Raw genomic sequence first — 13,140 nt, 5'->3', positions numbered from 1 at the left:
TCACCTACTCCACCGTCACCGACTTCGCCAGATTCCGGGGCTGGTCCACCTCGTTCCCGCGAGCCGTCGCCAGCTCGCACGCGAACACCTGGAGCGGCACCGCCGTCACTAGGGGCTGGAGCAGCGTGGGCGTGGCCGGCACCCGGATCAGGTGGTCCGCGTACGGCACGACCGCCTCGTCCCCCTCCTCCGCGATGACGATCGTCCGGGCACCGCGCGCCCGGATCTCCTGGATGTTCGACACGATCTTGTCGTGCAGCACGGACCGCCCGCGCGGCGACGGCACCACGACGACCACCGGCAGATCCTCCTCGATCAAGGCGATCGGCCCGTGCTTCAACTCCCCCGCCGCGAACCCCTCGGCGTGCATGTACGCCAGCTCCTTGAGCTTCAGCGCGCCCTCCAGCGCCACCGGATACCCCACATGGCGGCCGAGGAACAGCACCGTGTTCTTCGAGGCGAGCGTGCGCGCCAGCTCCCGCACCGGCTCCATCGTGCCCAGCACCTGCTCCACCGCACCGGCGATCGAGGACAGGTCGCGAACCACCGCCCGGATCTCGTCCCCCCACTTGGTGCCCCGCACCTGGCCCAGATAGAGGGCGACCAGGTAACACGCGACGAGCTGCGTCAGGAACGCCTTGGTGGAGGCGACGGCCACCTCGGGACCGGCGTGCGTGTACAGCACCGCGTCCGACTCGCGCGGGATCGTCGAGCCGTTGGTGTTGCAGATCGCCAGCACCTTGGAGCCCTGCTCGCGGGCGTGCCGCAGCGCCATGAGCGTGTCCATGGTCTCGCCGGACTGGGAGATGGCGATGACGAGGGTCTGCGCGTCCAGGATCGGGTCCCGGTACCGGAACTCGCTGGCCAGTTCCACCTCGCACGGCAGGCGCGTCCAGTGCTCGATGGCGTACTTGGCGATCATCCCGGCGTGGAAGGCCGTACCGCACGCGACGATGACGACCTTGTCGATCTCCCGCAGCACCCCCGCGGGGATCCGCACCTCGTCCAGGCTCAGCGAACCGGAGCTGTCGATACGGCCGAGCAGCGTATCGGCGACCGCCTTGGGCTGCTCGGCGATCTCCTTGAGCATGAAGTAGTCATAGCCCCCCTTTTCCGCGGCCGACGCGTCCCAGTCGACGTGGTAGGAGCGGACGTCGGCCGGGCGGCCGTCGAAGCCCGTCACCGTCACGCCGTCCCGGCGCAGCTCCACCACCTGGTCCTGTCCCAGCTCGATCGCCGACCGCGTGTGGGCGATGAACGCGGCGACGTCCGAGGCGAGAAAGGCCTCGCCCTCTCCAACGCCCACCACCAGCGGCGAGTTCCGCCGCGCGCCCACCACCACGTCCGGCTCGTCGGCGTGCACCGCGACCAGTGTGAACGCGCCCTCCAGCCGCCGGCACACCAGCCGCATCGCCTCGGCGAGGTCCGCGCACGCCGAGAACTCCTCGGCGAGCAGATGCGCGACGACCTCGGTGTCGGTCTCGGAGGCCAGCTCGTGCCCCCGCTCCTCCAACTCGGCCCGCAGCAGGGCGAAGTTCTCGATGATGCCGTTGTGGACGACCGCGACCCGTCCCGCGTTGTCGATGTGCGGGTGGGCGTTGGCGTCGGTCGGGCCGCCGTGCGTGGCCCACCGGGTGTGGCCGATGCCCGTGGTGCCCGTCGGCAGGGGTCTGCCGTCCAGTTCCTTCTCCAGGTTGAGGAGCTTGCCGGCCTTCTTGGCCGTCGCCAGCCCGCCGTCGGCCAGTACGGCGACGCCCGCCGAGTCGTACCCCCGGTACTCCAGCCGCTTCAGCCCGGCCGTCACGACCTCGAGCGCCGACTGCGGGCCCACGTATCCCACGATTCCACACATGGGCGGCAGCTTAGGGTCGTTTCCCGCGCCGAACCGGGCGCCGCGTGCCCGAAATCGGAAATTCCCACCGTCGTACGAACAGCCCGGTCCCCCGCGCTCAGACCTTGGCGCGATACGCCCTCATGGCCAGCGGATAGAACACGAGCGCGATACCCGCCGCCCACACCAGCGACCACAGGACCGGCTCCGCCACCGCCCCGCCGAGCAGCAGCCCGCGGAAGGCGTCGGACAGGTGCGTGACCGGGTTGACGTCGCTCCACGCCTGGAGCCAGCCCGGCATGGTGTCGACGACGACGAAGGCACTGCTGGTGAAGGTGATCGGGAAGATGATCGTGAAGGCGAAGGCCTGCACCTTCTCCGCGTCACCGGCGACCATCCCGATCAGCACCGCGCTCCACGACACGGCCGCGGCGAACACCACCAGCAGCAGCGCTCCGAGCAGGAATCCGCCGACGCCGCCCGTGACGCGGAAGCCGAGGGCGAGTCCGAGGCCGATCATCAGCAGCATCGCCCACACGTGCTTGGCGAGGTCGGCGGTGATCCGCCCGATCAGCGGGGCGGAGCGCGCGATGGGCAGGCTGCGCAGCCGGTCGAAGACGCCCTTGGTGAGGTCGGTGTTGAGCGCCATGGCCGTGTACATCGTCATGAACAGCGTGTTCTGCACGATGATCCCGGGCAGCGCGTACTTCAGATACGCCTCGGGCGATCCGGCCATCTGTCCGCCCAGCACATAGGTGAACAGGAAGACGAACATGATCGGCGTGATGCTGTAGTCGACCAGTTCGAGCGGGTTGTGCTTGACGGCGACCAGGCTCCGCCAGGCCATCGTGAAGGTCTGCCGCACCCCGGCGAGGGGAGGCACGCGGCCTGACGCGGTGACCGGCGCGGTGACGGTGGTGGCGGTCATGACCGGCTCACCGCCTTCTCCAGCGCGTCGTCGTCCCGGCCGGCCGCGCCGCCGTCCTGCTCGGGCTCGGCCGGTTCGGCCCGGTGGCCGGTCAGGGCGAGGAAGACCTCGTCGAGCGAGGAGCGGCGCAGGGCCAGTTCGCCCACCGCGATGCCCTCCCGGTCCAGGGCGCGCACGACGGCCGGCATCAGTTCGGGGTCCTTCACCGGCGCGGTGATCCTCTCGCCCTCGATCCGGGCCTCCGGACCGGCGGCCCCGGCCACCAGCGCGTGCGCCCGCGCCAGGTCCTGCCCGAGGATCGGCCGGAGCTCCAGCACCTGGCCGCCGACCTGGGCCTTCAGCTGGTCCGGCGCGCCCTCGGCGATCACCCGGCCCTTGTCGATCACCACGATGTCGTCGGCGAGCACATCGGCCTCGTTCAGATACTGCGTGGTCAGCAGGGCGGTCGCACCGTCCGCGACCAGACCGCGCAGCAGGTCCCACAGCTCACCGCGGCTGTGGGGGTCCAGGCCCGTGGTCGGCTCGTCGAGGAAGAGGATGCTGGGCCGCCCGACCAGGCTGGCCGCGAGGTCCAGGCGCCGGCGCATGCCTCCGGAGAAGGTCTTCGCGGCCCGGCCGGCCGCGTCCGTCAGCTGGAAGCGCTCCAGCAGCTCACCGGCCCGCGCCTTGGCCTGCCGCCTCGGCAGCCCCAGCAATCTGCCGATGAGCAGCAGGTTCTCCGTACCGGTGAGGTTCTCGTCGACCGCCGCGTACTGCCCGGTCAGCCCGACCGTGGCCCGCACGACCCCGGCCTCCCGGACCACGTCGTGACCGGCCACCCGGGCCCGGCCCCCGTCCGGGCGGAGCAGCGTCGCGAAGATCCGCACCGCGGTCGTCTTGCCTGCCCCGTTGGGCCCCAGCAGCCCGAGCACCGTGCCCTTGCGGGCCGCCAGGTCGACACCGGCCAGCGCCTCGGTCTCCTTGAACCGTTTGACCAGGCCTTCCGCCTCTATCGCATACGTCATGGGTCACCCCTCGGCGTTCCTGGACCCCGGCCCGGGCCCATCTCTCCCACAACTGTGACGCACACCACTGACATTCCTCCCCTTGCCCCCTTTCCGCCCAAAATGAAAGCCCCGAGGACGCTGCGTGACGGATCCCACCTCACCGTCCGTTCGTAAGCCCGTAACAATGGACTGTGATCTCTCCGGTCTCCTCGATATCCCGGAGCGCCCACCGGCAGCGGCCGGAGGCGACTCCCTACGTCGACCTCACCCGAGCCGAGTGGAGCGCGTTGCGCGACAAGACGCCGCTGCCGCTGACGGCCGAGGAGGTCGAGAAGCTGCGCGGTCTCGGTGATGTCATCGACCTCGACGAGGTGCGCGACATCTACCTCCCGCTGTCCAGACTCCTCAACCTCTACGTCGGCGCCACGGACGGCCTCAGGGGCGCGCTCAACACCTTCCTGGGCGAGCAGGGCTCCCAGTCCGGCACCCCGTTCGTCATAGGAGTCGCCGGCTCGGTCGCCGTGGGCAAGTCGACGGTCGCCCGGCTCCTCCAGGCCCTGCTGTCGCGCTGGCCGGAACACCCGCGCGTCGAACTGGTCACCACCGACGGCTTCCTGCTGCCCACCAAGGAGCTCCAGACCCGCGGCCTGATGTCGCGGAAAGGTTTCCCCGAGTCGTACGACCGCCGCGCGCTGACCCGCTTCGTCGCCGACATCAAGGCCGGCAAGGACGAGGTCACGGCGCCCGTCTACTCCCACCTGATCTACGACATCGTCCCCGACGAGAAGCTCACGGTCCGCCGCCCCGACATCCTGATCGTCGAGGGCCTGAACGTCCTGCAGCCCGCCCTCCCCGGCAAGGACGGCCGCACCCGGGTCGGCCTCGCCGACTACTTCGACTTCAGCGTGTACGTCGACGCCCGCGTCGAGGACATCGAGCGCTGGTACCTCAACCGCTTCCGCAAGCTGCGCGCGACCGCCTTCCAGAACCCGTCCTCGTACTTCCGCAAGTACACCCAGGTCTCGGAGGAGGAGGCCCTCGACTACGCCCGGACGATGTGGCGCACGATCAACCAGCCCAACCTGGTCGAGAACATCGCCCCCACCCGCGGCCGCGCCACCCTCGTACTGCGCAAGGGCCCGGACCACACGGTGCAGCGCCTCAGCCTGCGCAAGCTGTGACGCCCGGGAAAAGACGGGTTAGATGGTCGGCATGCTCCACCTGCGACTGATCACACCGACGGGGCGGACCGACGACGTGGTGCTGCTGATCGAGAAGACGGTCGGCACCACCCACCTCGTCGTGCTGCCGGACGCCGCCCGCAACCCCAGCGGGGACGTCGTGATGTGCGACGTGGCGCGGGAGGCGGGCGACGAACTGCTCACCGGCCTGCGGGACCTCGGCATCGACGCCAGCGGTTCCATCGCCGTCGAGACCATCGACCTGTCGCTGTCGGAGCGGGCCGAGCAGGCCGAGGCCGACGCACCCGGCGAGGGCGCAGACGCGGTCCTGTGGGAGCACCTCAGCGACGCGACGCACGAGGAGTCGACCCTCTCCGTCACCTACCTCGCGTTCATCACCCTCGCCACGATGATCGCGGCCTGCGGTGTCGTCCTGGACAACGCGATCCTGATCGTGGGCGCCATGGCGGTGGGCCCGGAGTTCGGCCCGCTCGCCGGCATCTGCACCGCGATCGTCCGCCGCAGAGGACGCCTGGCCCTGCGCTCGGTGACCGCCCTCCTGGTGGGCTTCGCGGTGGCGATGGCGGTGACGGCCGGCTTCAGCCTCTTCATGGACGGCGTCGGACTGTTCACCCAGGCCCGGTTGGATGCCGACCGCCCCAACACCGGCTTCATCTACGCCCCCGACTGGTTCTCCTTCGTCGTGGCGGTCCTGGCCGGCATCGCCGGCACGCTCTCCCTGACCTCCGCCAAGTCGGGCGCGCTGGTGGGCGTGGCCATCTCGGTGACCACGATCCCGGCCGCCGCGAACGCCGCCGTAGCCCTCAGCTACGGCGACACGAAGCAGACCTGGGGCTCAACGGAACAACTCCTGCTGAACCTCTTGGGCATCATCGTCGCCGGCACCCTGACGCTGCTGGCCCAGAAATGGCTCTGGTCCACACAGCGCGAGAAAACGCCGTAAGGGCAGCGTCCAAAGGGGCGCGGGGAACTGCGCGACAAGCCACACACGACCCGCACCCCGCAGACAACGACAACACCCGGGCCCGCTCCCTAACCGAGCGCGGACTTCACCGCATCGGCCAAACGCCCGGCAACAGACCGAGCCTGCTCGATATCAGCCGCCTCCACCATCACCCGCACCAACGGCTCGGTCCCCGAGGACCGCAACAACACCCGCCCGGTAGCGCCCAGCTCCCGCTCCGCGTCCGCAACCGCCGAGGACAGCTCGGCCGACGTCGTCACCCGGGACTTGTCGACATCCCGCACATTGATCAGCACCTGCGGCAGCCGCTCCATCACCGACGCCAGCTCCCGCAGCGAACGCCCGCTCTGCGCGACCCGGGCCGCCAGCAGCAGCCCGGTCAGCGTCCCGTCACCCGTCGTCGCGTGGTCGAGAATGATCACGTGCCCGGACTGCTCGCCCCCGAGGGCGAACCCGTGCTCCTTCATCTCCTCCAGCACGTACCGGTCGCCCACGGCGGTCTGCACGAGCCGGATGCCCTCGCGCTCCATGGCGAGCTTGAAGCCCAGGTTGGACATGACCGTCGCCACGACCGTATCGGCCCGCAGCGTGGAGGCCTCCCGCATGGCCAGGGCGAGCACGGCCAGGATCTGGTCGCCGTCCACCTCCTCGCCGGTGTGGTCCACGGCGAGGCACCGGTCGGCGTCCCCGTCGTGCGCGATGCCCAGGTCGGCCCCGTGCTCGACGACGGCGGCCTTGATCTTGTCCAGGTGCGTCGAGCCGCACCCGTCGTTGATGTTGAGCCCGTCCGGCTCGGCCCCGATCGTGACGACCTCGGCACCGGCCCGCTGGAAAACATCGGGCGAGACCCGGGAAGCGGCGCCGTGCGCCTCGTCGAGGACGACCTTCAGCCCGTCGAGCCGGTTCGGCAGGACGCGCAGCAGATGCTCGACGTACCGGTCGGCGCCCTCCTCGGACTCGCGCACGCGGCCCACTCCGGCCCCGGTCGGCCGGTCCCACGGGGCGCCGGTGCGGTGCTCCTCGTAGACGGACTCGATCCGGTCCTCCAGCTCGTCGGCGAGCTTGTGCCCGCCGCGGGCGAAGAACTTGACGCCGTTGTCGGGCATGGCGTTGTGGCTCGCGGAGAGCATCACACCGAGGTCGGCGCCGAGTTCACCGGTCAGGTACGCCACCGCCGGCGTCGGCAGCACACCGACCCGCAGGACGTCCACGCCGGCGCTGGCGAGGCCCGCGACCACGGCGGCCTCCAGGAACTCCCCGGACGCGCGCGGATCACGCCCGACCACCGCGGTCGGCCGGTGTCCCTCGAACGTGCCCGCCTCGGCCAGTACGTGCGCCGCGGCCACGGAGAGGCCGAGGGCCAGCTCCGCCGTCAGGTCCGCGTTGGCGACACCGCGCACGCCGTCCGTGCCGAAGAGTCGTCCCACTGTGGTGTCCTCCGAAGGGGTTGTCTACGGGAACGCCCCGACGGCACAGAACGTGCCGCCGGGGCGATCGTTGCGAAATCAGGCGCAACGTTGCGAAGACAGTCGCAACGACAGCGACGCGATTAGCGCTTGCTGTACTGCGGGGCCTTGCGGGCCTTCTTCAGACCGGCCTTCTTGCGCTCGACCGCACGGTCGTCGCGGCGGAGGAAGCCGGCCTTCTTGAGCGCGCCGCGGTTGTTGTCGACGTCGGCCTCGTTCAGCGCGCGGGCGACACCGAGACGGAGCGCACCGGCCTGGCCGGAGACACCGCCACCGGCGATGCGGGCGATGACGTCGTAGCGGCCCTCGAGCTCGAGCACCTTGAAGGGCTCGTTGACTTCCTGCTGGTGCACCTTGTTCGGGAAGTAGTCCTCGAGGGTGCGACCGTTGATCTTCCACTTGCCGGTGCCCGGGACGATCCGGACGCGGGCGATGGCGTTCTTGCGACGGCCCAGGCCGGCGGCCGGCTGGGGCTCGCCGAAGCGGGAGGCCATGGACTCCGAGGTGTACTCGCCCTCGACGGGGACCTCGGACTCGGTGGTGTAGCTGTCGATGTCAATCTCTTCGAGCGGCTGCTCGGCAGTGGTCTCGGCCACGATTCTCCTCAGATTCTCTTCAGTCTTAGGGGGTGGCCGGACTTACTGCGCGACCTGGGTGATCTCGTACGGCTGCGGCTGCTGCGCGCCGTGCGGGTGCTGGTCACCCTTGTAGACCTTCAGCTTCGAGAGCATCTGACGGCCCAGAGTGTTCTTGGGGAGCATGCCCTTGACGGCCTTCTCGATGGCCTTCTCGGGGTTCTTGTCGAGCAGCTCGTCGTAACGGACGGAGCGCAGACCACCCGGGTAGCCGGAGTGGCGGTACGCCATCTTCTGGGTCCGCTTGTTGCCGGACAGGTGCACCTTGTCCGCGTTGATGATGATGACGAAGTCACCAGCGTCGACGTGGGGCGCGTAGATCGGCTTGTGCTTGCCCCGGAGGAGGGTCGCTGCGGTGGTGGCGAGACGACCCAGGACAACGTCCTGAGCGTCGATGACGTGCCACTGGCGCGTCACATCGCCGGGCTTGGGGCTGTACGTACGCACGGTTCGTAGCCTTCGCTTCGAGTGAATGGTCCTGAACAGGTCACCGAAACGATCACGACAGCCTTGACCGCACTGCGGTGACGCAAACCGCGTGCTGGTCGCTGGTCATCGGCCCGGTGGACCGGTGTAAGGGCCCGTCCCGTGAGAATGAGCAAGCCAATACACAACGAAAGAGCAGAATACCGGGGCTCACCACAAGGGTCAAAACGCGGGATCACCGCCGCCGCCGCTCGACTACGGAGACGCACAGGGCGGCACAGAGGGTCACGGCCCTGCGCAGCGTCCGGCGCCGTACCGGCCGCACATAGGGGAACACCGACGAAACCAGAACGTCGGCGAGCACCGCGGCGCACCGTCGCGGCAGACAGCCGCCGCCGCGCGGCCCGCGCAGCACCCGCAGCACCCCGAGCGCCACCGACGGCCACACCCCGATCGCGACCGCGGCCGACGGCCAGGACCACAGGCACACCAGCAGCACCCCGGTCGGCAGCAGTCGCCCCAACCACCCGCAGATGTCGCCTTTGCCCGTCCGCATGGGAGGAACGCTAGGGGCTCCGGGGCCCGTCCGGGCGGACCAGCACGCCCCATGTCCCGTCTAAGATGCGCCCCATGAGCTTTGGGCAGGGGGGACCTCAGTCCCAGTGGGATCCCTGGAAACCGCAGTCGCAGCAGCCCTGGAACAGCGGGGGCGGCCAGTCTCCGGACTGGGCCGCGCTCGCCGAGGCGTCCGAGGCCCGTAACAGGCGACGCCGGCTGTTCCTGGTCGGCGGCGGCGCGCTCGCCACCGTCGCGATCGGCGCCGCCGTCGCCGTGGCCGTGGTCTCGGCGGGCGACGACAACCAGGCGGGCAGCCCGACCTCCCAGGTGCCCTCCGCGGACATCCCGAGCGAGTCCGCCTCGGCCCCGTCCTTCGCCCCGACCAGCGCGCCGCCCCCGCTGGACCCGAAGGACTTCATCGCCAGCGCGAAGAAGGACACGGCTCCGCTCAGCCCGGACACCCTCTTCCCCGGCACGCAGCTGACCATGGGCGAGACGACGTACAAGAAGGGCCCCACGGCCGACACGAAGAACTGCGCCTCGGCGTCGGGCGGCACGCTCCCGAAGATCCTCACGGCGAACGACTGCACGCGCCTGATACGCGTCACCTACTCCGCGGACGGCATAGCCGTGACGGTCGGCGTGGCGGTCTTCGACACCGAGGCACAGGCCGCCAAGGCCAAGGGCCAGACCAACAAGAAGAGCTTCGTCAAGTCGCTCTCCGGCGGCGGTGTGAAGCCCTTCTGCGAAGCCGGGTTCTGCCGTACGACCAGCAACTCCTACGGCCGCTACGCCTACTTCACCAACGCCGGCTTCACCAGCGGCAAGGACGTGACGACGAAGGACACCGAGGTGTTCGCCACGGGCGACAACCTCCAGCTGTTCACCTTCCGTCAGATCCACCGCCGCGGCCAGGCCCAGGCGTCGGCGGCGGCCAACGAGTGACCGGCCGCCGCCGCGCGCCCGCTCACAGCCGCTTCGCGCTGCGCAGCGTCTTGGCGTAGTAGCCGTTGCCGTCCAGCCGGGACACTCCGCCGACATCACCGATGGTCGGTCCGTTGACCTCCTCGCGGCTGGAGACGAAGAGCAGGTGGCCCTCGGTGTCGTAGCCGAGCACCATGCCGACGTGGTCCAGGCGCTGCTTCGTCCGGGTGTCGAGCTTGAAGAAGACGAGGTCCCCGGGCTGGAGCTGGTCGATGCCGGTGGGCCGGTCCGCCGGCGAGATGCCCGTGAGCGGCAGGATGTCGGCACCCTCCTTGGAGCGGGCCATGCCGTTGGCGGTGCGCGGCAGGCCGTCACCCGAGTCGTCCGAGGACATCAGCGGGTAGCGGGCGCGGTAGCCGAACACCATCCGCATGTATCCCGAGCAGTCGACCGACCGGGCGCGCGCGGCCTCCGGCTGCCCGGTCACGCCGTCGCGGAAGGGGTACGGGACGCCGAGGTAGTCGTAGAAGTCGGACTGCTCCAGGCGCAGGTCGCCGCCCTCGGCCCCGGTCGTGTTGAGGGGCCCGAAGTTGGCGTCACCGGCGTAGACGGTGCCCTGCTCGTCCTTCTTCTGCTTGGCGCCCGCGACGTACTGGAAGGCGATGGCCAGGAGGTCGTCCTCCTTGCCGCTCTCGTACTTGGCGTACCAGTCCTTGAACCACTTCTGCTGGTCAGCGCCCTTCTTCCAGGGCTCGGGCATGAGGCGGACCCAGTCCGTCGTGGAGACCTTGGAGCTCGTCGAGGAGGGTTCGGTGAAGGTGCGGGCCGGTCCGGTCAGGGTCGCGGTGCGCGCCCCGTCGGTGAACACCGCCTTGACCTGGCCGTCGGACCCGCGCAGCACGGAGCGGGCGGGGTTCTCCAGCCGGGACCAGCTCTCCCCGCCCTTGTCGCGGGTCTTCGCCGCGCCCCCGGCCCGGTCCGAGCCGTCCAGCACGCCGACGTTCGTGATCTCCGGGACTCCCTTGTCCTCCTGCTTGCGGAGCTCCACGGTGAGGTAGCCGGAGGTCGCGACGAGCCCCAGCACCACGAGGCCGGAGAGGACCGGCCGCGATTTCTTCTTCCCTGCCATGTGTTCTCTCCTGGTTATCGGTCGCCGGGACGCCGGTCTCAGACGGTGGGCATGATGCCGAGCAGCAGTCCGGCGGCGACGACGATGTAGGCCATGAGCGAGACGGTGCCGGTCGCCAGCAGCGTCGCCCCCTTGGGCTGGCGGACCATCTGGTACGCGATCAGGCCGGGCACGATGAAGCCGAGGGTCTGGTTGCCGTACAGCAGCGGGAACTCGATCGACAGCACGATCATCACGGTGGCCTGGAGCAGCACGCCCAGCAGGACCACCGCGGCGAACAGCCGCTTGCCGTAGAGGATCACCAGCCGCTGCATGACCTTGGTGCCCGCGTAGGTGAGGGCGGTGACGCCGACCACCATGGCCGCCCGCTGGAGGTCCTCGATAAGGGTCAGGGCGAGCCAGCCGGGCGTGATCATGCCGCCGGGCGACAGATTGGTGGTCAGGTAGCACAGCAACGAGAAGAACAGGCCGATGGCGATGCCGAGGGCGGCCATCTCGGGGGTCAGGGCGGCGGTGGTCAACGAGGTCTCCGGGCACGGGTGCGGGTGCGGGGCGAGCGGTGGGCGTGAGGCGTGGGGTCCCGCCCGTGGACGTCAGGAACGGGGAGGCCGCCCCCTGTCGTCGGCCGGGGCGTACCCGTAGGGCTCGTCGGTGTACTGCTGCCAGGTCTGCTGGGCCGGAGCGGCGTACGGCCCTTGCTGGTAGGGACCGGGGTCGGCGTACCCGGCGTCGGCGTACGGCCCCGACGGCTGGACGGGGATGCGGACCACCGGGATCTCCTGGGTCTGGGAGGCCTGGTAGCGCTCCTCATAGGCCATGGGGTACGAGGCGTAGGGGTCCAGGCGCGCCGGCTGGGCCGGCACGGCCGTGGCCGAGGGCCGCGCGGTGTCGGCGGGGGCGGACTCGTCCGCCGGGAGTTCGGCCAGGTACTCCAGCAGCTCCTCGCCCTGGCCGTGGATGTTGCCGATGGCGACCAGGGAGGAGTCGGCGGCGAGGCGCCCCAGCAGGGCGGGCATGAACTCCTCGGCCGACCGCCGTTCGCCGCCGAGGTCGACCGCGCGGTCGCGCCACTCGGCGGGGATGGCGTCGATCGCGCTCTTGGCGGGGTGCCCGATGACGAAGACGTGGTCCGGCTGGAGGTCGGGGATGATCTCGCCCATCTGGCCGTTGCGCTCCACGCGGTCGGGCCGGCAGTTGATCACCACGTTCAGCGGCCGGTGGATGGCTCCCAGGTCGAGCAGCTGGTTGATGTTCATCAGCGTCGACTCGGGGTCGTTGGCCGCGAAGACGTTGGCGAAGGCGAGCCGCTTGCCCTCGGGCGTCGCGTAGCGCTCGACGGACAGCACGCCCGGGTCCGGCGGGGCGTCGTACATGCCCTGCAGGGCGACCCGCCGTTCCACGCCGAGCAGTTCGGCCACGACGAGGGCGATCGCTACGTTCTCCTTGAAAGTGAACCAGCTGAAGCCGCGCAGCTCCTCGTCGGTGACGGTCTCCGGGTCGGCGTAGATCAACTGGCAGTTACGGGCGTCGGCCTCCTCCTGGAGGATGTGGAAGCGCTCCTTCTCGGCGGTGACGCAGATGCCGTCCTCCGGCATGGAGCGGCACAGCGACCGCGCCACGTCGTCGAGGGTGGGTCCCATCTCGGCGAGGTGGTCCTCGCGGACGTTGCACAGCACGCCGATCGTGGAGCGGATCAGCTTGCTCTGGTTCACCTCCTGCAGGGCCGGCATGACGGCCATGCACTCGATGACGAGGGCGTCGGGCCGGTAGGTGGCGGCCCGGCGCACGATGCCGATCTGCTCCACCACGTTGGCGATGCCGAACTTGCGGTAGACCGGCTCCTCGGTGGCGTCGGGGTGGATGAACCGGGCCGCCGTGCCCGTGGTCTTCGCCACGGTGACCAGGTCGCCGCCGCGCAGCGCCCCGGCGCACAGCCGGGTGATGGAGGACTTGCCGCGAATGCCGTTCACCAGCACGCGCGACGGGATGCTGTGCAGGCTGGCGTAGTGCCGGCGCTGTTCCACGATGCCCGCCACCAGCAGCAGCACGCTGCCGGTGAGCAGGACGAAGTACAGATAGAGCACGGCTGGG

13 protein-coding genes are annotated in these 13,140 nt (G+C 70.0%); 3 read left to right on the top strand and 10 right to left on the bottom strand.

Going from position 1 to position 13,140, the window contains the following annotated elements:
* Nucleotides 1–4 precede the first annotated feature (4 nt).
* From glmS to ACFZDA_RS21195, 3 genes are all read right to left on the bottom strand, one after another.
* Nucleotides 5–1,852: a glutamine--fructose-6-phosphate transaminase (isomerizing) gene (glmS, locus tag ACFZDA_RS21205; RefSeq protein WP_391083552.1), complete on the bottom strand. Its 1,848-nt coding sequence runs from the start codon at nucleotides 1,850–1,852 to the stop codon at nucleotides 5–7.
* A 97-nt stretch (nucleotides 1,853–1,949) separates the two neighbouring features.
* The gene (locus ACFZDA_RS21200) at nucleotides 1,950–2,759 is read right to left on the bottom strand and encodes an ABC transporter permease (protein ID WP_391083549.1); all 810 of its coding nucleotides are present in this window, start codon (nucleotides 2,757–2,759) and stop codon (nucleotides 1,950–1,952) included.
* Nucleotides 2,756–3,763, bottom strand: coding sequence for an ATP-binding cassette domain-containing protein (locus ACFZDA_RS21195; RefSeq protein WP_391083546.1), 1,008 nt, complete (start codon nucleotides 3,761–3,763; stop codon nucleotides 2,756–2,758). Before ACFZDA_RS21195 ends, ACFZDA_RS21200 begins: the two co-directional genes overlap by 4 nt.
* A 173-nt stretch (nucleotides 3,764–3,936) precedes the next feature.
* On the opposite strand from ACFZDA_RS21195, the gene coaA reads away from it, so the two are divergent.
* The gene (coaA, locus tag ACFZDA_RS21190) at nucleotides 3,937–4,926 is read left to right on the top strand and encodes a type I pantothenate kinase (RefSeq protein WP_391083543.1); all 990 of its coding nucleotides are present in this window, start codon (nucleotides 3,937–3,939) and stop codon (nucleotides 4,924–4,926) included.
* A gap of 31 nt (nucleotides 4,927–4,957) precedes the next feature.
* Nucleotides 4,958–5,890 (top strand): DUF389 domain-containing protein, encoded by a 933-nt coding sequence (locus ACFZDA_RS21185; RefSeq protein ID WP_391083540.1) that lies wholly within the window; start codon nucleotides 4,958–4,960, stop codon nucleotides 5,888–5,890.
* An 89-nt stretch (nucleotides 5,891–5,979) separates the two neighbouring features.
* Here the strand turns inward: ACFZDA_RS21185 and glmM are convergent, their stop codons facing one another.
* From glmM to ACFZDA_RS21165, 4 genes are all read right to left on the bottom strand, one after another.
* Complete coding sequence (glmM, locus tag ACFZDA_RS21180; protein ID WP_391083537.1) at nucleotides 5,980–7,338, bottom strand: phosphoglucosamine mutase; 1,359 nt, start codon at nucleotides 7,336–7,338, stop codon at nucleotides 5,980–5,982.
* A 122-nt stretch (nucleotides 7,339–7,460) separates the two neighbouring features.
* Nucleotides 7,461–7,973 carry a 30S ribosomal protein S9 gene (gene rpsI, locus ACFZDA_RS21175; protein WP_391083534.1) on the bottom strand — a complete coding sequence of 171 codons (513 nt, stop codon included), beginning with the start codon at nucleotides 7,971–7,973 and terminating at the stop codon, nucleotides 7,461–7,463.
* Between the two features lie 42 nt (nucleotides 7,974–8,015).
* Nucleotides 8,016–8,459: a 50S ribosomal protein L13 gene (rplM, locus tag ACFZDA_RS21170; RefSeq protein ID WP_010036634.1), complete on the bottom strand. Its 444-nt coding sequence runs from the start codon at nucleotides 8,457–8,459 to the stop codon at nucleotides 8,016–8,018.
* Nucleotides 8,460–8,673: 214 nt separating this feature from the next.
* Entirely contained in the window at nucleotides 8,674–8,994 is a 321-nt protein-coding gene (locus ACFZDA_RS21165; protein ID WP_391083531.1) for a hypothetical protein, read from the bottom strand.
* Nucleotides 8,995–9,068: 74 nt separating this feature from the next.
* Between ACFZDA_RS21165 and ACFZDA_RS21160 the strand changes: the two genes are divergently transcribed.
* Nucleotides 9,069–9,941: a hypothetical protein gene (locus tag ACFZDA_RS21160; RefSeq protein WP_391083528.1), complete on the top strand. Its 873-nt coding sequence runs from the start codon at nucleotides 9,069–9,071 to the stop codon at nucleotides 9,939–9,941.
* A gap of 22 nt (nucleotides 9,942–9,963) precedes the next feature.
* Here ACFZDA_RS21160 and ACFZDA_RS21155 read toward each other — a convergent pair whose 3' ends face one another.
* From ACFZDA_RS21155 to pgsB, 3 genes are all read right to left on the bottom strand, one after another.
* Nucleotides 9,964–11,049 carry an NlpC/P60 family protein gene (locus tag ACFZDA_RS21155; RefSeq protein ID WP_391083526.1) on the bottom strand — a complete coding sequence of 362 codons (1,086 nt, stop codon included), beginning with the start codon at nucleotides 11,047–11,049 and terminating at the stop codon, nucleotides 9,964–9,966.
* A gap of 38 nt (nucleotides 11,050–11,087) precedes the next feature.
* The gene (locus ACFZDA_RS21150) at nucleotides 11,088–11,570 is read right to left on the bottom strand and encodes a poly-gamma-glutamate biosynthesis protein PgsC/CapC (protein WP_020276280.1); all 483 of its coding nucleotides are present in this window, start codon (nucleotides 11,568–11,570) and stop codon (nucleotides 11,088–11,090) included.
* Nucleotides 11,571–11,642: 72 nt separating this feature from the next.
* Nucleotides 11,643–13,133, bottom strand: a complete 1,491-nt coding sequence (gene pgsB / locus ACFZDA_RS21145; protein WP_391083522.1) for a poly-gamma-glutamate synthase PgsB — start codon at nucleotides 13,131–13,133, stop codon at nucleotides 11,643–11,645.
* Between the last annotated feature and the right edge of the window lie 7 nt (nucleotides 13,134–13,140).

The sequence above is a fragment of the Streptomyces sp. NPDC007991 genome (assembly GCF_042958445.1).
Lineage (GTDB): Bacteria > Actinomycetota > Actinomycetes > Streptomycetales > Streptomycetaceae > Streptomyces.
This window is presented reverse-complemented; position numbering and strand designations above follow the sequence as displayed.

Bases quoted from the DNA above. Each gene is read 5' to 3' on its own strand.
- ACFZDA_RS21165 (WP_391083531.1), bottom strand. From the start codon at position 8,994: ATGCGGACGGGCAAAGGCGACATCTGCGGGTGGTTGGGGCGACTGCTG.
- glmS (WP_391083552.1), bottom strand. From the start codon at position 1,852: ATGTGTGGAATCGTGGGATACGTGGGCCCGCAGTCGGCGCTCGAGGTC.
- ACFZDA_RS21185 (WP_391083540.1), top strand. From the start codon at position 4,958: ATGCTCCACCTGCGACTGATCACACCGACGGGGCGGACCGACGACGTG.
- ACFZDA_RS21200 (WP_391083549.1), bottom strand. From the start codon at position 2,759: ATGACCGCCACCACCGTCACCGCGCCGGTCACCGCGTCAGGCCGCGTG.
- ACFZDA_RS21160 (WP_391083528.1), top strand. From the start codon at position 9,069: ATGAGCTTTGGGCAGGGGGGACCTCAGTCCCAGTGGGATCCCTGGAAA.
- ACFZDA_RS21155 (WP_391083526.1), bottom strand. From the start codon at position 11,049: ATGGCAGGGAAGAAGAAATCGCGGCCGGTCCTCTCCGGCCTCGTGGTG.
- ACFZDA_RS21195 (WP_391083546.1), bottom strand. From the start codon at position 3,763: ATGACGTATGCGATAGAGGCGGAAGGCCTGGTCAAACGGTTCAAGGAG.